The sequence below is a fragment of the Noviherbaspirillum sp. genome (genome assembly GCF_035627455.1).
GTDB lineage: Bacteria > Pseudomonadota > Gammaproteobacteria > Burkholderiales > Burkholderiaceae_D > Noviherbaspirillum.
Genome location: NZ_DASPLS010000042.1, coordinates 92,522 through 113,746, shown reverse-complemented (window position 1 = coordinate 113,746; position 21,225 = coordinate 92,522). Strand labels below are relative to the sequence as shown.

The window sequence follows — 21,225 nt, the reverse complement described above, 5'->3', positions numbered from 1 at the left end:
GACACAATGATTCCAGATCCGGAAACGCAGATCCTCGACGACATACGCGAACTGGCCGACTATATGCAAGCGAAACGCTTGTTTGTCGAAAAAATGGAACTGCAGGCGGCGCTCCGGGAGATCAATCGCACGCTGAGACAATTGCAGCTAAGCGCGGGCACGGCGGTGCATCTTGCCAGGGCCGACCTTGAAAGGGAAACCAGGCGGCCGGGCCCGGCACGGGACTAAAAGGATCAGCCCAGCCCGCGGCACTCGGCCGATTTCTTCATGATTTCCGCGACGTCGGAACGGGCATCGAACTGGCTGCGCCCTTCCTTGTAGAGCACCCCGCCGATCCGCACCAGTGTCTCGAAGTTTTCCTTTGACAGCCGGCCGCGCGAGTCCGCCAGCATCTGTGCAAGTTCCAGAATGATGGAAGTCGCAATGGGTGACTCGGGCGGCATGCTTTCCGACTGCTGCCTGAACATTTCCAGAATTTCGTCCTGCGTCATGGTCTTGATTTCTCCGGTTCGGTTGCCGCGATGATGTGCAATACGCCGGCATGCACCAGCGGCCTTTGTGCGCCCGCTGTTGCGGGGTTATCCGATGCAGCAGCCTCCGGCACCCACTACCTGCCTGACGGGCAGCGTGCAGGGCATTGCAGGGCCCGGAGAGCGCAGACCGTATCGGCCATGTTGGCTCAAGATGGCAGCCATACGGAATCAAAGAGCCGGTTCCATTGAGCCACATCAACAGATGCCACCGTTGCTGCGCAGTGCGTCGACAACCGATACGTGCAACCTTCAAAACGCCTGGTGGTCAATAAATGGCGTGCGTCAATCAATTATCTGATGCATGGGACCAGAACGGGCTTGCCATGGACCAAGCACACGACGATAAGACGGCATCAGAACAAGACAAAGCCGAGTTCCTGACCTGCATGGTCGAGAACGTGCGCGACTACGCGATCTTCCTGCTGGACGCCGGCGGAACGATCCGTTCATGGAACAAGGCAGCCGAGGTGATGAAGGGATTCACGGCGATGGACGCCATCGGCAGCCACCTCGGACTTCTGTACACCGATGAAGACCGCGAGGCGGGACGGCCGCAACACAACCTTGCCTTGGCGGCGGAAAACGGTACCTACCAGGAAGAAACCTGGCGCCGCAAAAAGGATGGCGGGCGCTTCTGGGCGATGATCGAGCTCATTGCCATCAAGAATCCCGATGGCGAGCTGAAAGGCTTCTGCAAGATCACGCGTGACATCGGCGTCCGCAAGTCGCTCATGGAGCAGCTTGCCGCCGAAAAGGAACGCGCACAGGTGACGCTGGGAGCGATCGGGGAAGCGGTGATTTCGGTCGACACGAACGGCAAGGTCGACTACCTGAATGCGACCGCCGAGCGGCTGACCGGCTGGCGCAGCGCGGATGCACTCGGCCGCCCGTTCTCGGAGGTATTTCACGCGGTGGACGAAGTGTCCGGCGAGTCGCAGGAACACCAGTTGATCACATGGCTGCAACACGGGCGGCTTACCCCGCAGAATTCTCCCGCCGTACTGCTTGGCAGGGACGGCACGCAATATGCGATCGAAGATACCGCCACCGCGATTTGCCTGCCCGACGGGCAGACCGCCGGCGGCGTGATCGTGTTCCGGGACGTCACGGCGTCGCGGCAGCAGCAGAGGGCAACCGCCTACCGGGCGGCGCACGACGCGCTCACCGGGCTGGTGAACCGCAGCGAGTTCGAAAACCGGCTGCAGCGTTCGCTGGAGCACGCCTCGCATGGGCATTTCGCCGGCGCCTTGCTCTTCATGGACCTCGACCAGTTCAAGATCGTCAACGACGCCTGCGGCCACCAGGCCGGCGACCGGCTGCTGAACCAGCTCGCCGCGGTCTACCTCGGCAAGATACGCGATCGCGACACCCTGGCCCGGCTCGGCGGCGATGAATTCGCGCTCATCGCCGACCATTGTTCGCTTGAGGAGGCGTACGCGATCGCGAACAAGATCCTGCAGGCGACCCGCGACTTCCAGTTCGTGTGCAAGGATCGGATTTTCAAGGTCGGCGTCAGCATCGGCCTGGTGAGCTTCGACGAGACCGTCCGCAACATCCAGGAACTGCTGCAGCTGGCCGATCATGCGTGTTATGCGGCGAAGGCGAAAGGCCGCGGCCAGATCGTATGCCAGCGGCCGGGCGAAACGGCCGCGGCACAACGCAAGGACGACATCGACTGGCCTTCGCGCCTGGGCGACGCGATGCGCCAGGGCCGGCTGCAGCTGCATTACCAGCCGATTGTCGATGCGAGCGGCGCCAGCGGCCTGCGCTACGAGGTGCTGGTGCGCCTGGCCGACCCGCACGAGGGAGTGATATTGCCGGAGCGGTTCCTGCCTGCCGCCGAGCGGCATGCCCTGATGCCCACGATCGATCGCTGGGTGATAGAGCAGGTCCTGCACTGGCTGGAAGCGAATCCGGCGCATGCCGAGAAGCTCGAACTGTGCGTGATCAACCTCTCGCCCACGACCCTGATGGATGAATCGTTTCTCGCCCATGTCGCCGGCCTGCTGCCGCAATTCCGAATCGGCGCGGAAAAGCTTTGTTTCGAAGTCACCGAATCCGCGGTCGTGGCCGACATGCGGAAAAGCCTGGCGATGGTCGACGGGCTGCACGCGATCGGATGCAAGGTATCGCTCGACCATTTTGGAAAGGGCATGGCGTCGTTCCAGCATCTGAAGCGCTTGCCCGCCGATTTCGTCAAGATCGATACCGAACTGGTGTCAGCCGTGACCCATAGTGCAGTCGACGAGGAAATGGTGAAGTCGGTCAACGATATCGCGCACCTGATGGGAAAAAAAACCATCGCCCTGTGCGTCGAGGACCAGGCTACCGCGGACGTGCTGTCCCGCATCGGGATCGATTATGTGCAGGGACACTGGATCGCGCCGCCGGCGGCACTCGCCGGCAGTGTTCACTGAGGGGCGCCGCGGGCGGACGCAGCGACAATCGTTGCGGCGGAGACGGCTCCCTAACCGCCGGTCCCTGTCGCCTGTGCCAGCTTGATGTTGAGCACAAAGTTTTCGAGTGTCAGCTTGGCGATCGAGGATACATAGATATACTCGCGATCGCTCTCGGACATCGGCCTGATGTACTGTTCATAGTGGTCAACCACGGACAAGGCAATCAGGCGCGTTGCATCCTCCTCGCTGATATTCAGCATGCCCCAATCGATCGGATCGGCCAGCTCGATTTCCTTGATCAACTCCTCGACTGCCTGCGGATTGATTGCCATATCGGTCGCGACTCGCTTGTGTGTGGTGGCTGAATGCCCGCCGGCCGGAGCACGAGGATGGCTTCACATGCGGCAGGGCTGCATGGAATTTTAGCCGCTTTCGGCGGCGGGGAGCGCCGCGAGCGCTCCGCGCCGCCCCATGGCCTAGATTTCCATCACAATCCGTCCTTCGACCTGGCCGCCTTTCAGCTTGCCGAGGATGGCGTTGACGTTATCGAGGCGGTCGGTCGAGATATGGGACTTGACCTTGCCTTCGCCGGCGAACATCAATGCTTCCTCCAGGTCCTTGCGGGTACCCACGATCGATCCCCTGATCGTCTTCGCATTGAGCACGACATCGAAGATCGGCAGTTCGAAGCTCCCGGGCGGCAGTCCGACCAGCGACATCGTTCCCCGCTTGTGCAGCATGCCTACCGCCTGCGCGAAGGCCGGGCGCGACACGGCGGTGACCAGCACGCCGTGGGCGCCGGCAATGGCGGACTGCACCACCGCGGGCGCGTCCTGCTGCGAGCAGTTGATCGTCATGTCCGCACCGAGGCTCTGTGCGAGGCTCAGCTTGGCGTCGTCGATATCCACAGCGATCACATGAAAACCCATCGCCTTCGCGTACTGCACCGCCATGTGGCCCAGTCCGCCGATACCTGACACCGCGATCCATTCACCCGGCTTGCAATCGAGCACCTTGATTCCCTTGTAGACGGTCACGCCGGCGCACAGGATCGGCGCCGCCGGCGCGAATTCAAGATTGTCCGGCAGCCGGCCGACGTAAAAAGGATCGGCAAGCACATATTCCGCATAACCGCCGTTGACGGAGTAGCCCGTCATCTGCTGCCCGCCGCACAGCGTCTCCCATCCCGTCATGCAATGCTCGCAGTGCCCGCATGCAGTATGCAGCCATGGCACCCCGACGCGGTCGCCTTCTTTCAGGATCTTCACGCCGGCGCCTGCCTTGGCGACATAGCCCACCCCTTCGTGCCCCGGAATGAAGGGCAAGGCCGGCTTGACCGGCCAGTCGCCCTCCGCGGCATGCAAATCGGTGTGGCAAACGCCCGAGGCCACCACCTTGATCAGGACTTGACCAGGACCAACCTCAGGCACGTCGACGTCCTCGACCACAAGGGGTTTGCCGAATTCATGCACCACCGCGGCCTTCATTTTCGCTGCCATCGCAATTTCCCTCCATTCAGGTGTCGGAGCCCGGCATATCCAGGCTTCAAGAGAGGAGTTCTGACCGCCGCCACAGGGCAAAGGTTCGGCTGCTTGCAAGTTGCGCGGGGTGCCATTGCCTTGCAATCGTGAAGGTATATAAGGAGACGTGCTGCAAGTGCGATGCCATTGTGAGCAAGCAGTTCAATCAGTTGCTCTAGCCCGGATCGCCACCAGCCCCGCTCCGTAAAGGCCATTTCTTACGTCTCGTATAGAAATTCCCTGCATCAGCGCGCAATTTTTCTGATATTTCCGTGCCCTTCTGTTAGCTACCGGACAGAAGGGCCGCTGATACACGCCAATACTGTGTTCATTGCCTGATCTTTTCAGGCCTGCCACTTACTGCTGGTGGCGAACAGCGCTTTAGTTGGTGCGAAAAATCCGGGCTGTCGCTTGCGCAGCGGGTTCATGCACTTTTCCCATCCGAAGGCGCTGGCATTGGCATTGAGGCGCTGGATACTGGTGAGGAGATCGACCGGGTCGATACGACCGGCGGTCCCACACACCGCAACCAGTTCCGATAACTGCAATTGCTTTCCCTTCCGATCCTGTCACGGCCTGGCAGGAGTCAAAAGAGGTACGTGAGATGAACGAGCTGGATCACCACTTAATCGATGCCGTGACGCGCGCCGACGTCCTTGCAACAAACAAGTGCCTGAACGGAGGCGCCCTGGTCAATGGCATGGACCTGAACGGTTGGTCGGCACTGCACTTCGCTTGCAGTTCCGACGATCCCGGCATCCTGCGCGTGCTTCTGGAAAGAGGCAGTGACGTGAATGCGAAAGATCACGGTGGAATGACTGCCCTGCATATCGCTGCCATTGGCGGCCAGACCGACGCCGTGATTTCGCTTCTCGACGCGGGCGCCATACAAGACGAGCCGGATGATTACGGTGTGACGCCGTTGTTTCTGGCCGCGGGAAGCGGGCACTATGATGTCGTCCGCCTTCTTCTGCAGGCAGGAAGCCGGCTCGATCATGCCGATGACCTTGGCTACAACGCATTGCATTGGGCCGCCGCCAATAAGACGCCAAGTATCGCGCACCTCCTGTTGGCTCATGGCGTTCCTTTGGATGCGGAAGAGAGTGAAGGGATGACCGCATTACATTTGGCTGTACTTTCCGGCAGTACCGGCGTCATCCGTGTTCTGTCAGGCGCCGGCGCCAGGGTTGACCAGCCGGACAGCGCAGGGCAAACCGCCCTGCATCTTGCAGTGCGCTCCGGCGACCTCCGCACGGTGCAGCTCCTTCTTGCCGCCGATGCCGGCATGCACGTCATGGATATGGCCGGCGATACGCCGCTGGATCTTGCTCATGCCCTTCCTGACGCGGAGATTCTGCGCGTCTTGTCGCGAACCCGGCCTGCACAGCGGTATGCGAGCGACGGTAAAGGCGCGGAACGCCATATCGACTGGCATCCTGCCGGCATAGCCGGATATGCGGGACTCGGGGGACCGCTCTGGAGAGGGCACCGGTTGAGGGAATTCCTGCAATGGACGGGCCTTGCGTCCCGGCCTTGAACCGTCCGGGAGGCGGCGGCCCGGTCGCCGCGGCCGCACTCCCCGTATTGCCCGTTACGCTTATCCCTTGGCCGGTTTCTTGTGCGCTTCGGTAATCGTCCAGTAGTAAATCGGCGACCCGTCGACAGTTTCGGTGCGTTCGGGCGGCCACTCTTCCCCCATGTCAAAGCCGTGCGAGACGACCCTGGTCCCTACCGCGAGCTGCTGCCACAGCTGAGGGCGCAACTGGCGGTTGATCCTGGGGAGCAGGTAGAGCGTGACCACGGTCGCCCTGGCCAGGTCGGCCTGAAACAGGTCGCCAAGGATAAATTCCACGCGATTCTCGACCCGCGCGGCCTTCGCCCTGGCCTGCGCCTGCCGGATGCGCGCCGGATCGATGTCGATGCCGACCCCGCGCGCGCCGTGCTTTTTCGCGGCCGTGATCACCAGGCGCCCGTCGCCGCAACCCAGGTCATACACGACGTCGCTCCTGCCGACCCTGGCCATCTTCAGCATGCGCTCTGCCACCAGCTGCGGCGTGGGCACGTACGGCACATCCAGCGGGACTGCCGACTCGGCATGCACGGGCATCCCGGTCAGCGACAGCACGACAGCTAGGCCGCAGAAATTCAGCGATCGGCGACGTGCATGACAAATGGAATCGGTGCGGGCATTGGCAATCATGGGCGGCACTCCTTATCGGTTGATGGCGGCAATCGGATTGATCCTGGCACAGCCGGCACAAGCACAACAACGGATAGCGCATAACTTCGTCGGAAATAAGCGGGCAGGAGCCGGGCTTTCACCGTCGTTTTCGAAAGTGCAGCCGGGATATGGTGCGGCATCGCATTTCCGAATGCAGCGTCCTCGCGTTGCCTGCATATTCTTGCGCATCAGCCGCCGGCCAACGGAACGCTGCCAAAACCATTGACCTTTTTCATGCCGGCGCTGTCAGGATCAGAACACCCCCTGATCTCGCCTTTTACCACTTCGCACACGACGCCATGGATGCCTCCCCCGATCTTTCCCTGTTTCCGCCGATTGAAGCGCGGCGCACCGGCATGCTCCCGGTGGATAGCCTGCACACCATTTACTGGGAAGAAAGCGGAAACCCGGACGGGATCCCCGTGGTGTACGTGCATGGCGGCCCGGGCGGCGGTTCGTCCCCGGAAAAGCGCCAGTGGTTCGACCCGGATGCCTATCGCATCATCCTGTTCGACCAGCGCGGCGCCTATCGCTCCACGCCCCTGGCCGAGGTAGAAGGCAATACGACCCGGCTCCTGGTGGACGACATGGAAAAGCTGCGCAAGATGCTTGGCATCGAACAATGGCTGGTCGCCGGCGGCTCGTGGGGAACCACGCTGTCCCTCGCGTATGGACAGACTTATCCGGATTCCTGCCTCGGCTTCACACTGCGCGGCATCTTTCTCGGCACGCCCTCGGAGATCGACTGGTTCCTGCACGGGATGCGCCTGTTTTTCCCGAAGGCGCATGACGACTTTGTGCAGTGGCTGCCGGCAGAGGAGCGATCCGACATCTTGACCGCCTTCGAGAAGCGGCTCTTCGGCACGGATGCGGAGCGCCGCATGGAAGCCGCGCGGATGTGGTTCAAGTACACGGAAGCCTGTTCGCTGCTGCGCCATGATCCGCAGCTGGTCGAGGAAGCGGCGAAGAACGACACGGTGGTCTATGGCGTGGGCCGGCTCGATGCGTTCTACTTCAGGAACAACATGTTCCTGGAACAGGATCAGCTGATCGCCCGCATCGACCGCATCGCCCATCTGCCGCTGATGATCGTGCAAGGGGGACATGACGTCATCGCGCCGCCCGCGGCCGCCTATCAAGTCCACCGTGCCTGGCCGGGATCGGTGCTGCATATCGCCGCGGACGCCGGTCACTCGCCATCCGAGCCCGGTATCCGGAAGAAAGTGATCCAGGCACTCGAGCAGTTCAAACGCGAGCGCCGCTTCGATGCCGGCGCGTTACAGGCATCCGGGCCGGTCTGACGGCTCTCGCCGGCCATAACCAAAGTCTCCCGCTTCGAGGCGATGCAAAGCCATGCGCGGTGGCGGAACGCCGGCAGCCCGAAATAAAAGGGCTGGCCGTCGCTTGACTGCCAGCCCTCATGCGGCTGGTCCCGATGTGCCTGATTCCGTCACAGCGGGACCAGCGGTCGTAGCGAGCGAGAAAAAAGCGCTTTACTGACGCGGTATCGTGCCGCGCCACGCACCTGTTTCGGTACCGCGGCTTTCCACCAGTTGCTTGTAGCGCTGGAGGTTGGATTTTGTCTGCATCTTCACGAAACCGAGAGCGTCACCGATCTTTTCATCGATCGATTGCGGATCGTAATCCATCTGCAGCATCACGCGGGTCTTGTTGTCAGAGATCTTGTGGAAGGTCACCACGCCGGCATTGCGCACGCCGCCGAGACTGCGCCATGCGATGCGCTCTTCCGGAAGCTGTTCCGTTATCTCGGCATCCCACTCCTTTTCCTTGCCGGCAACACTAGCTTTCCAGTGCAGGTGCTTGTCATCAAGCTGGCGCACTTCATGAACGCTGTCCATGAACTTGGGCAAGTCCTCGAACTGCGTCCACTGGTTGTAAGCCGTGCTGATGGGCACATCCACTTCAATTGATTCTTCCACCGTCGATTCCATATCGGAACCGCGAGACCGTTTCAATTGTTTCGACAACAGATATCCGCCAGCGGCAAGTGCAACGGCGGTAGCAATGCGACGACCAAGCATAGAATGTCCTTTCTTATCACTGAGTCCGGGTAATGGCCGGACGAATTAATCATTCCGCTAACCGTTGTCCGATCATCATTTCTGGTCAAAGTTCTAAAAGTACCGCCGAAGACCGCATGCCTGGCGGGCGGCGGCAGACGGCATCGGTCGCGCGCCTAGGAATCCGCGCGCCGCCGTTCCTGCCGGGACTGCCGTGCGGCAGCATCAAGGTCATCTTCGTCCGCCAGGTAGCCTTCATCGGCGGCGAGTTGCACATCGGGCGCAAGTTCTTCGTGCTTGATCGCGCGCTCGAGCAGAACGGCGGCCGTATTCAACTTGCGCATCACCGTTTCCCTCAGGGAGCCGGCGGTCAGGATCGAAGGCAGCATCAGTTCGCAATCCGATGCATCCCTCACCAGCGGATCGTCCTGCGGCAGTGCGCGGTTGGCCGGCACCTCGCGCAGCGCGTCTCTCAGGTGCTCGAGACGGCCGATCAGTTGACGCAGGTCGCTTGCCCGCATGATGCCTCCCTGTTCAGTGCGTTGCCCGCGCCGAAAGCCGGCGCGTGTCGAAGAATCCCTGGAAACGGGTGATTTTCCCGGCGTCGTCGAAAACGAGAAGGCTCACGCCGTCGTACTCCATCGGGTCGCCCGCGGGACCGGTGCCGCTGGAACGCCAGAACAGGCCGGCGGAGTGGTCGCTGGTAGTGACGTCGAAGAATTCGGAATGGATCGCGCCGAAGGTATCGGCATACTGCCGCCAGAAGGCGGCGATCTGGTCGCGGCCGCGCCGGCTTCCGCCATTGTGTTCGATCACCGGATTGGTCAGTTCGGCGCCGTCGGCAAACATGTCGGCAAGCCGGTCCGCGACTGCCTTGTCGCCGTCTTCGAGCTGATGCAGCTGGTCAATGAAGCGGCCGGCGATATCCCTTGCTTGCTGTTCATTCATGGCGATTCCTTGCGGTCGGCGACAAACGGCCGCCGGTCTCTCTGCGACGCGCGGGAAGCGTCAAAAGTTCTTCGCCCGGACGCCGGTCATGAGCCGCGTCACCGCGTGCCGGCAGCAAGGGGTTGTGTAAGGAACTGCAATGAACCACCAGCGCCGCGATCCGGTCATATTGTTCGGACTGCAATCCAGAGTCTTCCGGCGGAAAGGCGCCCTGCCGCTTTCCACGGATGTGTTTGAACCGTCGTGAAAAACGAAGAGGCTCTCCGTGGATGCATTGTTGCTCTCGAGGATACAGTTCGCCTGGGTTGTCGCATTTCATATCCTGCTGCCGGCATTTACCGTCGGGCTGGCCTGCTATATCGCGACCCTGGAAGTGCGATGGTGGATCACGAAGGACGATACGATCAGGCGGCTCTCCGCCTACTGGATCAAGATCTTCGCGATTTCCTTCGGCATGGGTGTGGTGTCCGGCATCGTCATGCCTTTCCAGTTCGGCACCAACTGGAGCCGCTTCTCGGACCAGGCATCGAATGTCACCGGATCCCTGCTCGCATACGAGGTCGTGACCGCATTCTTCCTCGAAGCGGCATTCCTCGGCGTACTGCTGTTCGGGCGCAACCTGGTGCCGCAATGGGCGCACGCACTGTCTGCGGTAATGGTCGCGCTCGGCACCTTGATGTCCTCGTTCTGGATCCTGGCGGTCAACAGCTGGATGCAGACGCCGCGGGGATTCGAGGTGGTGGACGGACGGTATATGCCGACCAGCATGTTCGAGATCATCTTCACGCCATCCTTTCCCTACCGGCTCACGCATACCGTCACCGCTTTCCTGGTGACCACCGCCTTTGTGATCCTCGGCGTCGGTGCGTATTACCTGCGGCAAAACCGGTTCCCGGCGGAGAGCAAGATCATGATGCGCATGTCGCTGGCCTTTCTTGGCATCATGGTTCCGCTGCAGATCCTGCTCGGCGACCTGCACGGCCTGAATACGCTGGAGCACCAGCCGGCCAAGGTGGCGGCGATGGAAGGATTGTGGGAAACCGGGCGCGGCGTGCCGGCCTCGATCTTCGCCATTCCCGACGAAGAGGCCGAAATGAATCATTACGAGATCGCGATACCGAAGTTCGCGAGCCTGTACCTCACGCATGACTGGGACGGCGAGGTGAAGGGCCTGAAGGAGTGGCCGAAGGAAGACCGTCCGCCGGTCGCCATTGTCTACTTCGCCTTCCGCACGATGGTCGGCATCGCGCTGGTGATGCTGGCGACCGTGGTCATCGGCCTCGTGCTGTGGAAAAGAAAGCGGCTGTTCGACAGGCCCTGGTACCTGCGCTTGTGCATGCTGGTTTCGCCGCTCGGCTTCATCGCGGTGCTCGCCGGCTGGACCACGACCGAGGTCGGGCGCCAGCCCTGGGTCATCTACGGGCTGATGCGCACCAGCGAGGGCGTCACGCCTTCCCTGACCACAAGCGATGTCGCGATATCGCTTGCGACCTACGTCATCAGCTACCTGATCATCTTCGGCGCCGGCTTCATCCTGCTGCGCCGCCTGGTGCGCATCGGACCGCCGGAAAAGGAGGAGCATGAGGCCCAGGCGCATCCGAAGCGGCCGCTGTCGGCGGTCGCCGCGCATGACGATACGGTAAACGTGCCCGTGGTCCGCGGGCTGGGAGGACGCCATGACGCTTGACCTGGTGCCGCTGTGGGCCTTCATCCTGTCGCTCGCGGTGCTGATGTACGTGCTGCTCGACGGCTTCGATCTCGGCGTGGGCATCCTGTTCTTCTTCCGCCGGCAGGATGAAGACCGCGATGTGATGGTGGCCTCGGTGGCGCCGATCTGGGACTTTAACGAAACCTGGCTGATCCTCGGCGGCGGCGGCCTGCTGGCGGTATTCCCGCTGGCGTTCGCGGTCATCATCCCCGCCGTGTATTTCCCCATCCTGCTGATGCTGCTCGGCCTGCTGTTTCGCGGCGTGGCCTTTGAATTCCGCGACGCGCCGGATGCGCGCAAGCACTTGTGGAACGCGGCTTTTGCCTACGGCTCGCTGATCGCCACCTTTGCGCAGGGCGTGGTCCTGGGGAATTTCATCCGCGGCTTTCCGGTCGAGGGACGGGTGTTCGCGGGCACCAGCTGGGACTGGATCGCGCCGTTTCCGCTGCTGACCGGGCTGGGCCTGATCGTCGGATACAGCCTGCTCGGCGCAACCTGGCTGTACATGAAAACCGAAGGCGAGCTGCAGGAGTGGGCGCGGCGGATGTCGCGCTGGTTCCTGCTCGGCCTGCTCGCCTTCATCCTGATGGTGAGCGTGTGGACGCCGCTGGAAGAGCCGCGCATTGCGCAGCGCTGGTTCAGCCTGCCGAACCTGATCTACTTCTCCCCGGTGCCGATCCTGACCGTCGTGCTGGCCGGGCTCCTCTGGTACGCGCTGGACCGGCGGCGCGACGTGCTGCCCTTCCTGTGCACGATGGGCCTGTTCTTCCTGTCCTACACCGGGCTCATCATTTCCCTGTGGCCGTACGTCGCGCCGCCGTCGATTACGCTGTGGGACGCCGCGGCCCCGCCGATGTCGCAGCAATTCCTGATGGTGGGCACGATGTTCCTGCTTCCGGTCATCCTGCTCTATGTATTCTGGTCGTACTGGGTGTTCCGCGGCAAGGTGCGCGCGGGGATGAGTTATCACTAGAGGGGCGCCGCCCTGCGGTCTTTTTGCCGCCGGCCACTGGCGCCGCTCCCGGCGTCAAGGGGTCACGGGGTCACCGCCCGCTTTCACGATATCGCAGCCTTGCATAGTTCGCCGCGTCGGCGCAGTTTTCGTAGCGATAACTTTCATAGCGATAGTATCTTCCGTCGAACGTAATCTTCAGCTCCTGCATCAGGCGCTGTTCCTCGTCGGTCGGTTCGATCGGCTTTTCCCAGGGAACGGCGCGAATCACCTTTCCCCGATATTGCGGCTTGTCTCGATCCAGCTTTGCGTAACGGACCGCATCCGAGCATAGGTCGTAGCGAAACGCCCTGTACCGATAAAAACGGCCGTCAAAGCCGACACCCAGCGATGCCGCGGCATCTCTTTCATCGGCAGGCAACGCGCGGCGTTCTTTTTCCATTTGCCAGTCCTGGCTCGCGTTGCTGTTTGTGGATCCGGTGGTAGCCATGGTGTGCTCCTGTTGTGACGAACATTTGGGCCGGCGTTGCGCGGGGGCGCAGCCCCCGGCACGCTCAGAGCATTTGCGGCTGCACCTTGCCGTCGACGATGTCCCTTGCGTACTGCATCGCCCGTTCAGGCGCGTCGACGTCCGTAGTCGGGTCGGTGCCTTTGAACTCTGCCTGGTAACGCCGGGGTATGCCTTCACCTGGCGGAATGGCATCGATGCGGACGACGGACGCATATCGATGCGGCCCGGCCGCATAGGGATCGCGATAAAGCGGAAGCGTGCGCTGGGCATAAGCGCGCAGCGCGTATCCTTTGTACTGGAGTGTAGGAATGGACATGATGAGTCCTTTGCTTTGGGAGGTCGGATGACTGACTCATTACGACGGAAGCCGAGCCCCAGGGACCGGTCATGTCACGACAGGGGGGAGTTCTTGGTGATGATCGGTGATGGACGCAACGCCGTCGGTGCGGGAGCGAACATAGCTGAAAAATGAAAACGGCGGGAAAACCCGCCGTTCTCTGCAAAACATGCCTCGACCCGGTTTCTCACCTCTTAAGGGTGTCTTTCAGGTTTTCCTTCGCCTTTCCAAGCGTGTCGCTCACGTCGCCAACCGTTTTCTGCGTTTTGCCTTCCGCCTGAGTCGTCGCGCCGCTCGCTTCCTGTCGATTATTGCCAAACAGCTGGCCAAATTTTCTTTGAATCCTGCCGGCTGTATCCTTAAAGCCGCCCTTGATTTGATCGCGATTCATGTCGTCTCCTTTCATGCAGAAAGAACTGGTCGCACAGGTTTTGATTGCGAATAAGGCTGGAGGTTCTCGCGTGCGCACATGAGAGAGCACGCGCGGCGCGGTCTATGTTCGGCGCCGCACAGACGCCGCCCCGTTGCCGGCCCACCCTGCTTCAAAAGCTCCGGATTTTCGGCCTGGCGCATACCGCTTCGCGCTCCACTTCTTGCGCCACCAGCCTCACATGAACCACGAACGGGAATATGTATGCACCACTACCAAACCGCCTATTGGCCCCAAAGCAACCCCTATTTCGCAGCCTTTAGACAGCCCGGCCGGCATTCGGAAAATTCACCTGCGTCGGCAGATCAGGGTGCACAGCCTGGTTTCGGCGCGAGAACGGATCTGCAGATCGAGCAGGACGTGAGGGATGAACTGGAAATGGAACCCTCCGTGCGCGCGGCGGCGATAGGCATTCAGGTCAGGGACGGTGTGGTCGCATTGACCGGCGTGGTAGACGGCGACGGCGAACGCTGGCTGATCGAATCGGCGGCAAGACGCATCGTCGGCGTAAAAGGAATATCGGCACAGCTGAAGGTATTCGCTCCCGATATCACTCCTGCGGACGACGACATCGCCCACGACTGCGAACGCGTGCTGCGCCGCCTGAAGCCGGAGCAGGATTACGCGATCGGTGTCATGGTGTCAAACGGCTGGGTGACCTTGTCGGGGAACGTTGCCGCGGGCTATGAACGCCGCATTGCGGAAACGGAGGTCAGCAGCCTGCTCAGTGTCCACGGCGTCAATAGCCAGGTCAAAGTCCGGCCGCCCCTGGCCGGCAGCGACGCGGCCTCCGCGCCGGCGCAGCGCATGAAGAGCGGCAGCTATGAGTTTGCGGTCGACAACGATCGCATCACCTGGGCAGGCACCATGCGTTCCTGGACGCAACATCGCGCAATGCTGTATGCAGCCTGGTCATCTTTACGAGCGAAGCGGGTGGTTGACGACGTCGCGCCGTCCTGAATACCGGAAATACCGCCGGGTCGCCCTAGCTTGACGATGAAGGCGCTCAGGCCGCGGTGAGGTCCGGTAACAGCCGTTCAAACTCTTTTTTCACGACTTGATAGCATTCGCAGGCGCGTGATTCGAGTCCGGCCCGGTCGACGACCGTGATATGGCCGCGGCGATAGTGGATCAGGCCGGCGCTCTGTAGTTTTCCCGCCGCCTCGGTCACGCCCTCGCGGCGGACGCCTAGCAGGTTGGCGATCAGTTCCTGCGTCATGAACAGCTCGCTTGAAGAAAGACGGTCAAGGCTCATCAGCAGCCAGCGGCAGAGCTGCTGATCGACGCTATGGTGCCGGTTGCAGACGGCGGTCTGCGCCATCTGCGTAATCAGCGCCTGCGTATAGCGAAGCAGCAAGTGCAGCATCGGACCGGCGCGGTTGAATTCATCCCTGAGCAGTGCCGCTCGCAGCCGGTAACCGTGCCCGGCGCTCTGCACCACCGCCCGGCTCGGCGTGGTACCGCCCCCCATGAACAGCGCAATGCCGAGTATCCCTTCGTTGCCGACCATGGCGATCTCGCCGGACGCGCCATCCTCCATCACATAGAGTAGGGACACGATGCTGGTCGTGGGAAAGTAGACATGCTGCATCTGGCTGCCCGATTCGTAAAGCACTTTTCCAAGCGGCATCGAAACCAGTTCAAGGTGCGGCTGCAGGCGTCCGAATTCCTCGGGAGGCAATACCGCCAGAAGATGGTTCTGCTGTGGAGTATGCAAGACAGCCACCGTGCCTCCCGGGGCTCCAAAAGCCGTTGCAGACAAGGAGCCTTATGTGCGGCTGCCCACCGACGCGGCCGCTGTTTTGGTCAATGATAGATTTGCAGGTCTCCACTGTTGCATTCCCTTTTTACCTGCCGGATATGCGGAGCGCCTCAACAATTTTAGGAAGGAACTGCATCATGGACAAATATTTTTCAGCCACCTCCGGCGAGGATGCAAGCTTGCAGCAACGCCAGGAAAACAGGCGCGAACAGGAACGGCGTGATGCATCCCTGGACGAAGCATTGGGCTTCACTTTTCCCGCCAGCGATCCCGTCGCGCTCAACTGTTCGGTGACCGCGCTCCTGGCGCCGAAGCGGCGGCAACTTCGACTCACGATCGAATTCTTCAAGCGCGCCTTTCCGCACAGCCGGTCGTAAGCGAACCGGGAATGTGCCAAACGCACCGTGCGCTACGGCCGCCGCAGGCGCCGCGGCTGCATCGCGGCATTTCCGGTTTGACTCACGGCAACCAACGTCTGTCCAGGGCGCGCTTGCCTGACCTCCGCCGAGGTCCCGCCCTTCCTCTGTTTTGTCCCGCCTTTCTTTTGGCGATCATCCAGCAAAAGTTTTTGCGCGCCGGGATGACTGCTCGCAATCCGGAGCGGGCGCATTTCGTGCAAGGTTCTTCCCAAAGGAGGAATCGATGGATCACCCTGAGCTTCACCGGACAGCGTTTCTGAGCCTGTTGCTGGCGGTCTCCCTCGCATTCGGATGGATACTTTGGCCTTTCTATGGTGCCCTGTTCTGGGGAACCGTGCTCGCCATTCTGTTCGAACCGTTCCACCGCCAGTTTCTGCGCGCGATGCCTGGCAGACAAAACCTGGCTGCGCTCGTGACCTTGCTGCTGTCGCTGATTATCGTGATTTTCCCGCTCGCATTGATTGCCGCCGCACTGGTGCAGGAAGGAACGGCGGTGTATCAGGAGATCCGGTCGGGGACGCTGGATTTCGGTGGATATTTTCAGCAGATCATCAACGCGCTGCCATCCTGGATCGTCAGGCTGCTGAACCGCTTCGAGCTGGGCAACCTGCTGGCGCTGCAAGAAAAGATGTCGGCCGCGGCGGTCCAGGGCAGCCAGCTCATCGCGACGCAGGCCTTCACCATTGGCCAGAACACGTTCGAGTTCATCATCAGCTTCGGCATCATGCTGTACCTGCTGTTCTTCCTGTTGCGCGACGGGCGGAGTTTGTCGCGCACGATCAAGCAGGCGATCCCCCTCAGCGCCGAACACAAGCGCAACCTGTTCGGCAAGTTCACGACCGTGATCCGGGCGACGGTCAAGGGCAACATCGTCGTCGCAGCAACGCAAGGCGCCCTGGGCGGCCTGATGTTCTGGATTCTTGGCATCCAGAGCCCGCTGGTATGGGGCGTCGTCATGGCGTTTCTGTCCTTGCTGCCCGCGATCGGCGCCGGTTTGATCTGGGGTCCGGTCGCGATCTATTTTCTTCTCACCGGCGCGATCTGGCAGGGCGCGACCTTGATCGTGTTCGGCATCGTCGTGATCGGGCTGGTCGACAACGTGTTGCGTCCTATCCTGGTCGGCAAAGACACCCAGATGCCCGACTACGTCGTGCTCATCTCGACGCTGGGCGGGATGGGGCTTTTCGGCCTCAACGGTTTTGTCATCGGCCCGGTGATCGCCGCCCTGTTCATTGCCGCATGGGACCTGTTCTCGACTACCGCCGATACGGAAAGGAGCGTTCCGGATGACCATACTAGTATCCGTAAAGATCAATGACGGCATCGTGATGGCGGCCGACAGCGCAAGTTCGTTTGCCAGCGGCATGGTTTATCACCACTCGCACAAAATCAGGAATATCGTCGACGGCATACCGGTAGGCGTGATGGTTGCCGGATCGGGCGGGATCGGCAACGAGTCGCTTGACACCCTGCTCAAGGACCTGGGCGTGCGCCTGAGTGGCGGCGACATCCGCTATCAGGATTGGAAACTGCAGCCGGAAAGCTATACGGTGGAGCAGCTCGCGTGGCGCGTGCGGCAATTCCTGTTCGAGGAAAAGGTACAAGCCTTCGCGGGCACGGTCCGCTCGCAGGTACGTCTGTGCGGATACTCCGCCGGCCGGCCGCTTGCCGAAGCCTGGGATATCCTGCTGGACGATACCGGCTGCCCGCCGCCGGTCTGTGTGCAGCATGAGGCCGATTTCGGGCCGCGCTGGGCCGGCGACGGAGAGGCGCTGGACCGGCTGGTGCTGGGCCTGAGCGGCCGCTTCAATGACCTGGTCCAGGAACTTTACCCGACGGCGCCTGACGGCCAGGATCTTCGCAGCCGGCTTGCGCCCGCCTTGTACGAACTGCTGTTCCTGGAAGCCATGCCGATCCGGGACGCCGCCGAACTTGCGCGATTTCTGGTCGAAACCACGATTGGCTTCGTCCGGTTTTCCGTATCAAGGCCGAAGACCGTCGGTGGCGCGATCGAAATCGCCGCCATCACCAAGCACGAAGGATTTCAATGGCTCAAGGGCGGGCCGCAGTCGGCACGCGCAGGAAAGCTTTAGCCGGACCACGATCATCGCGCACTTGCCCCTGTCACCGGGGCGGATGGGCCGCAATGAAGCGTGAACCGAGACGGCGCAATGTTTCCAGCGGAGAGTGCTTCCGTGAAACCTTGCTCTCGGACTTTTCCACGATCAGCATGAAAGACGTGCAGACATGCCCGCCGAGTTCCAGTTTGATGTGCGGCTTTCCGGAGGAAAAATAAGGCGGCCGGTCGAAGTCGATGTCGAACTGGTGGTCGCCGCAGTCGAAGTTCGGCGTTGCCAGGGTCATTCCCTGTTTCTTCAGGGATTCCGAGAGGGCCAGGATATCCCGCTGCCGGTAAATCACGTTGTCGCCCGTCTCAAGCGTATCGACATTGGAGCGCACGTTGAACTCGGTCGTGTGCACGGCGACGCCACCCGGCCTGAGCAGGCTTGCGGACGCAAGGACGAAATCCAGCCCGGCCTGCAGGCTGCCGAGATGTTCAAGCGCGCAGGAGCTCCAGACGAAATCGTAAGTCCCGGACAGTCCCTGCAGGGTACGCATATCCGCGTACTGGAAGTCGACCAGCCTGTCGAACTCGCGGCGGTCGAGCAATTGATGATGGTAGACCGCGTCCAGGCAGGCCGCGTGCTCATTGCGCTCGATCCAACCCGTATTCGATTCCTTCGGATTGAGATCGCTCGCCAGTATCCGGCATCCTCGCGACGCGAAAAAGGAAGCCAGCGGCTCGGTGCCGACCGCAAAGCCCAAACCGGATCTCCCCGGCCGCAGCATCGCACGTTCGTCCAGCGCCTGCGCGATCGCGCACCACTCCCAGAATTTTCGTCCGACGAAATCCACTTCTGTCGCCGAGTGGCCCCGGTAGATCTCGCGAATTCTCAGCTCGCATTCCTTTGCCTTGTACCAGGCCTGGGAGAAATCCGCGTAGCGGCAAACCATTGAACTCAACATACCCTGCGCTCCGATACCGAAGATAGTTAGCGACGCACTTCCGGGTCAGGCATGGCGACGGCGGAGGTGCGGCGTGATCGCCTCCAATTTCGCCGAACCAAAGGTGTCGGTATTAAACCTGATCAAAAGTTACTTGTTCAATCCCATGAATATGGCGGAAGCGTGGCGGGACGATGCCAGTTGACGCAGTACAAGTTCAACCGGGCGCTGGCATCCACGATGCAGCCAGCCACTTACAGTTAGAAAAACAGGAACGCATCCCTGCGTCCGTAGCGATACGGCGATCCGTACTGAGGGAGCGTGCGCTGCAAGTAACGGAGACAGCAGGCCGGTCCTTCACCAGCAAGCAACTATCTTCCTGCAGGCATGCTGCGTATTTGCGTCACAAGCTCGATCCATGGGGAATTCTTTTTGCGCCAGATCATAGACCGTGCCAGCTTGCACATGCCGCTGTCCGGTTCGTCTTGCAAAGGCGATGGGCCGTAATAGACTGCCAAAACGACTCTGTCCATAACCGCGTGTCAGGTGGGCGGGTCGACTTTTTGTCACCCGTCCCAGCTTACCCTGGCGGACCTTCCGTCCTACGCGCATCCCCGGCACCTGCTAACGGGGACTTTCGGCAGCCCGACAATCCCCTTGGAGAAAATGATGAAACGAATTTCTGTACTGGCTTTGGCTATGTCACTAGCCGCATGCGGCGGCAGTGATGGCGACGGCGGCATCATCGCCGGTGGCACCGGAAGCGGTTCCACCCTCTTGCAAACAACCGATACCGGTGCAGGCGGTGCAGGCACAACAGGAGCGACCCCGGCAACGCCCGCAACCCCGGCAACGCCTGCCACTCCGGGAGCCGGTGCGCAAGGGGCAACTCCGGCAACGCCTGCAACCCCGGCGACGCCGGCAACGCCCGCCACCCCGGGAGCCGGTGCGCCGGGAGCGACGCCGCCCGTAGCCACAATACCGAATCCAATACCAATCACCCCGGCCACTGCGGCGTCGACCGCATTCCTGACTACCGCCTACCAGACTGGCCTTGCAGAGATCCGTTTGGCGCAACTCGCACCGACGCGTGCGGAAAGCACTGGCGTCCAGGAATATGCCCGCGCAATGATTGAACACCATTCGATCGTCAATACCCAGATCCAGCAGCTGGCGCAACAGAAGGGCGTGACATTGCCGACCGATATCACGGCCGACCAGGCGGCCGCGGTGACAAGGCTGTCCGCACTGACCGGCTTGCCGTTCGATCGCGATTTCATGTGGCAAACCGTTACCGCACACCGGACCGCCGTGGCGGACGCGATGCGGCGGGCACGCGCCGGCGACGATCAGAATGCGCGCTATCTCGCCGCGATCGCCCTGCCGCTCCTGAAGACCCACCTCGCAGTCGGGGAAGACATCCTGCAACGCCTCGACCCGGCGGCATTCATCGCCTTCACCTACCAGAGCAGCCTTGCCGAAATCGAATGGGCGGAACTGGCGGTGGAGCGCGCCACCGACGAGGACGTGCGGCGTTTCGCGCAAAACATGATCGACGAGCATACCGAGGCCAACAGCCGCATCACCGCGTTCGCCGAGACCAAGGAACTGCCGTTGCCCGACGAAATCGCGCCCGAGCAGCAAGCCATCGCGGAGGATCTTGCCCGCTTCTCCGGCGCTGATTTCGACCGCGCGTACATGGAGGTCAATGTCGTCGCGCATGCGAAAGCGGTACGGTACGCGCGCACGCAGATGACCAACGAAGGCCGTGACGTCGATGTCCGCGCAGTGGCGCGCTCGCTGGAACCCGACCTCGCCGGGCATCTGGCGCACGCATCGGAACTGGCAAGGAACATCACGCCGAGCTTCCTGTACAGCGCAGCGCAGTCCAACCTGGCCGAGATCCGGTTTGGCTACCTTGGCGCTCTCAGGTCCACCAATGCCAGCGTGATGGGCTATGGCCAGCGCATGGCAACCGAGCACACGCCGGTGCAGTTGCAGCTCGAGCAGCTGGCGCAGACCCAGGGCGTCGTTCTGCCAATCGAACTATCGCCGGAGCAGCAACTGGTGTACGGAACATTGGTGGTAGCGCAGGGCCAGCAATTCAACGCCGGCTTCGCCCTTTACAACGAGCGGCTGCATGACAGGGCGATCGAGCGGTTTACAGAGGAAACACAACGGCCGACCGGCACGCAGACGCAGGCATTCGCGCAATCGCTGCTTCCCACCCTGACCGCTCACCGCGATGAGGCCCGCACGCTGTTAAGCGGCCTCGGAGGAGAGGTGACGACGATAATGCAGCAGATACAAGCGCTGCGCGACGCGCTATAGCAAGGCGACGCCGCCCCTGCTTCACGGGGGCGGCACTTGCAACGCCACTGGCCACTGTCGTTGCCTTCAACGCCGAAAGTTGAAAGGCGCAGGCGATGACGATTTCCAGATGAACCAGAGGAGTGAG

Annotated in this window: 24 protein-coding genes; 11 read left to right on the top strand and 13 right to left on the bottom strand. The window is 61.6% G+C overall.

All coding sequences use genetic code 11. The features are described from left to right. Positions 1-6 precede the first annotated feature (6 nt). Complete coding sequence (locus VEC01_RS08385) at positions 7-228, top strand: hypothetical protein (RefSeq protein WP_324900357.1); 222 nt, start codon at positions 7-9, stop codon at positions 226-228. Between the two features lie 5 nt (positions 229-233). Here VEC01_RS08385 and VEC01_RS08380 read toward each other — a convergent pair whose 3' ends face one another. Further along, positions 234-491 carry a hypothetical protein gene (locus VEC01_RS08380; RefSeq protein WP_324900356.1) on the bottom strand — a complete coding sequence of 86 codons (258 nt, stop codon included), beginning with the start codon at positions 489-491 and terminating at the stop codon, positions 234-236. Positions 492-856: 365 nt separating this feature from the next. On the opposite strand from VEC01_RS08380, the gene VEC01_RS08375 reads away from it, so the two are divergent. Then, positions 857-2,950 carry an EAL domain-containing protein gene (locus VEC01_RS08375; RefSeq protein ID WP_324900355.1) on the top strand — a complete coding sequence of 698 codons (2,094 nt, stop codon included), beginning with the start codon at positions 857-859 and terminating at the stop codon, positions 2,948-2,950. 50 nt (positions 2,951-3,000) lie between these two features. Here the strand turns inward: VEC01_RS08375 and VEC01_RS08370 are convergent, their stop codons facing one another. From VEC01_RS08370 to VEC01_RS08360, 3 genes are all read right to left on the bottom strand, one after another. Then, the gene (locus tag VEC01_RS08370) at positions 3,001-3,264 is read right to left on the bottom strand and encodes a hypothetical protein (protein ID WP_324900354.1); all 264 of its coding nucleotides are present in this window, start codon (positions 3,262-3,264) and stop codon (positions 3,001-3,003) included. A 144-nt stretch (positions 3,265-3,408) separates the two neighbouring features. Beyond that, positions 3,409-4,431 carry an alcohol dehydrogenase AdhP gene (adhP, locus tag VEC01_RS08365; RefSeq protein ID WP_324900353.1) on the bottom strand — a complete coding sequence of 341 codons (1,023 nt, stop codon included), beginning with the start codon at positions 4,429-4,431 and terminating at the stop codon, positions 3,409-3,411. 365 nt (positions 4,432-4,796) lie between these two features. Beyond that, entirely contained in the window at positions 4,797-5,000 is a 204-nt protein-coding gene (locus VEC01_RS08360; RefSeq protein ID WP_324900352.1) for a hypothetical protein, read from the bottom strand. A 56-nt stretch (positions 5,001-5,056) separates the two neighbouring features. Between VEC01_RS08360 and VEC01_RS08355 the strand changes: the two genes are divergently transcribed. After that, on the top strand, positions 5,057-5,989 hold the full coding sequence (locus VEC01_RS08355) for an ankyrin repeat domain-containing protein (RefSeq protein WP_324900351.1): 933 nt from the start codon (positions 5,057-5,059) through the stop codon (positions 5,987-5,989). 60 nt (positions 5,990-6,049) lie between these two features. Here the strand turns inward: VEC01_RS08355 and VEC01_RS08350 are convergent, their stop codons facing one another. Next, positions 6,050-6,652: a class I SAM-dependent methyltransferase gene (locus VEC01_RS08350; protein ID WP_324900350.1), complete on the bottom strand. Its 603-nt coding sequence runs from the start codon at positions 6,650-6,652 to the stop codon at positions 6,050-6,052. A 320-nt stretch (positions 6,653-6,972) separates the two neighbouring features. Here VEC01_RS08350 and pip point away from each other — a divergent pair, with 320 nt between their 5' ends. Continuing rightward, positions 6,973-7,974 carry a prolyl aminopeptidase gene (gene pip / locus VEC01_RS08345; RefSeq protein ID WP_324900349.1) on the top strand — a complete coding sequence of 334 codons (1,002 nt, stop codon included), beginning with the start codon at positions 6,973-6,975 and terminating at the stop codon, positions 7,972-7,974. A 192-nt stretch (positions 7,975-8,166) separates the two neighbouring features. Here the strand turns inward: pip and VEC01_RS08340 are convergent, their stop codons facing one another. The 3 genes from VEC01_RS08340 to VEC01_RS08330 form a co-directional block, all read right to left on the bottom strand. Further along, entirely contained in the window at positions 8,167-8,715 is a 549-nt protein-coding gene (locus VEC01_RS08340; protein WP_324900348.1) for an SRPBCC family protein, read from the bottom strand. Between the two features lie 155 nt (positions 8,716-8,870). Further along, the gene (locus VEC01_RS08335; protein ID WP_324900347.1) at positions 8,871-9,215 is read right to left on the bottom strand and encodes a hypothetical protein; all 345 of its coding nucleotides are present in this window, start codon (positions 9,213-9,215) and stop codon (positions 8,871-8,873) included. Positions 9,216-9,228: 13 nt separating this feature from the next. Beyond that, complete coding sequence (locus tag VEC01_RS08330) at positions 9,229-9,642, bottom strand: nuclear transport factor 2 family protein (protein WP_324900346.1); 414 nt, start codon at positions 9,640-9,642, stop codon at positions 9,229-9,231. Between the two features lie 265 nt (positions 9,643-9,907). On the opposite strand from VEC01_RS08330, the gene VEC01_RS08325 reads away from it, so the two are divergent. Both VEC01_RS08325 and cydB read left to right on the top strand, forming a co-directional pair. After that, on the top strand, positions 9,908-11,329 hold the full coding sequence (locus tag VEC01_RS08325) for a cytochrome ubiquinol oxidase subunit I (protein ID WP_324900345.1): 1,422 nt from the start codon (positions 9,908-9,910) through the stop codon (positions 11,327-11,329). After that, positions 11,319-12,323, top strand: coding sequence for a cytochrome d ubiquinol oxidase subunit II (cydB, locus tag VEC01_RS08320; protein WP_324900344.1), 1,005 nt, complete (start codon positions 11,319-11,321; stop codon positions 12,321-12,323). The genes VEC01_RS08325 and cydB overlap by 11 nt, the downstream gene beginning before the upstream one ends. Positions 12,324-12,393: 70 nt before the next feature. Here cydB and VEC01_RS08315 read toward each other — a convergent pair whose 3' ends face one another. The 3 genes from VEC01_RS08315 to VEC01_RS08305 all read right to left on the bottom strand — a co-directional run bounded on the left by VEC01_RS08315 (position 12,394) and on the right by VEC01_RS08305 (position 13,541). Beyond that, the gene (locus VEC01_RS08315) at positions 12,394-12,792 is read right to left on the bottom strand and encodes a hypothetical protein (RefSeq protein WP_324900343.1); all 399 of its coding nucleotides are present in this window, start codon (positions 12,790-12,792) and stop codon (positions 12,394-12,396) included. Positions 12,793-12,856: 64 nt separating this feature from the next. Beyond that, a complete protein-coding gene (locus VEC01_RS08310; protein ID WP_324900342.1) occupies positions 12,857-13,129 on the bottom strand; it encodes a hypothetical protein in 273 nt (90 codons plus the stop codon). A 208-nt stretch (positions 13,130-13,337) separates the two neighbouring features. Then, positions 13,338-13,541, bottom strand: a complete 204-nt coding sequence (locus tag VEC01_RS08305; protein WP_324900341.1) for a CsbD family protein — start codon at positions 13,539-13,541, stop codon at positions 13,338-13,340. 78 nt (positions 13,542-13,619) lie between these two features. On the opposite strand from VEC01_RS08305, the gene VEC01_RS08300 reads away from it, so the two are divergent. Next, a complete protein-coding gene (locus VEC01_RS08300; RefSeq protein WP_324900340.1) occupies positions 13,620-14,540 on the top strand; it encodes a BON domain-containing protein in 921 nt (306 codons plus the stop codon). 46 nt (positions 14,541-14,586) lie between these two features. Here VEC01_RS08300 and VEC01_RS08295 read toward each other — a convergent pair whose 3' ends face one another. Further along, positions 14,587-15,306, bottom strand: a complete 720-nt coding sequence (locus VEC01_RS08295) for a Crp/Fnr family transcriptional regulator (protein WP_324900339.1) — start codon at positions 15,304-15,306, stop codon at positions 14,587-14,589. 83 nt (positions 15,307-15,389) lie between these two features. Between VEC01_RS08295 and VEC01_RS08290 the strand changes: the two genes are divergently transcribed. The 3 genes from VEC01_RS08290 to VEC01_RS08280 all read left to right on the top strand — a co-directional run bounded on the left by VEC01_RS08290 (position 15,390) and on the right by VEC01_RS08280 (position 17,854). Further along, positions 15,390-15,719, top strand: coding sequence for a hypothetical protein (locus tag VEC01_RS08290; RefSeq protein WP_324900338.1), 330 nt, complete (start codon positions 15,390-15,392; stop codon positions 15,717-15,719). A gap of 265 nt (positions 15,720-15,984) precedes the next feature. Next, positions 15,985-17,079, top strand: coding sequence for an AI-2E family transporter (locus tag VEC01_RS08285; RefSeq protein WP_324900337.1), 1,095 nt, complete (start codon positions 15,985-15,987; stop codon positions 17,077-17,079). After that, positions 17,048-17,854, top strand: coding sequence for a hypothetical protein (locus VEC01_RS08280; RefSeq protein ID WP_324900336.1), 807 nt, complete (start codon positions 17,048-17,050; stop codon positions 17,852-17,854). The genes VEC01_RS08285 and VEC01_RS08280 overlap by 32 nt, the downstream gene beginning before the upstream one ends. Before the next feature lie 31 nt (positions 17,855-17,885). Here VEC01_RS08280 and VEC01_RS08275 read toward each other — a convergent pair whose 3' ends face one another. Next, complete coding sequence (locus VEC01_RS08275; RefSeq protein ID WP_324900335.1) at positions 17,886-18,788, bottom strand: class I SAM-dependent methyltransferase; 903 nt, start codon at positions 18,786-18,788, stop codon at positions 17,886-17,888. 645 nt (positions 18,789-19,433) lie between these two features. Here VEC01_RS08275 and VEC01_RS08270 point away from each other — a divergent pair. Next, positions 19,434-21,098, top strand: coding sequence for a DUF4142 domain-containing protein (locus tag VEC01_RS08270; protein ID WP_324900379.1), 1,665 nt, complete (start codon positions 19,434-19,436; stop codon positions 21,096-21,098). The last annotated feature ends 127 nt before the right edge of the window (positions 21,099-21,225 follow it).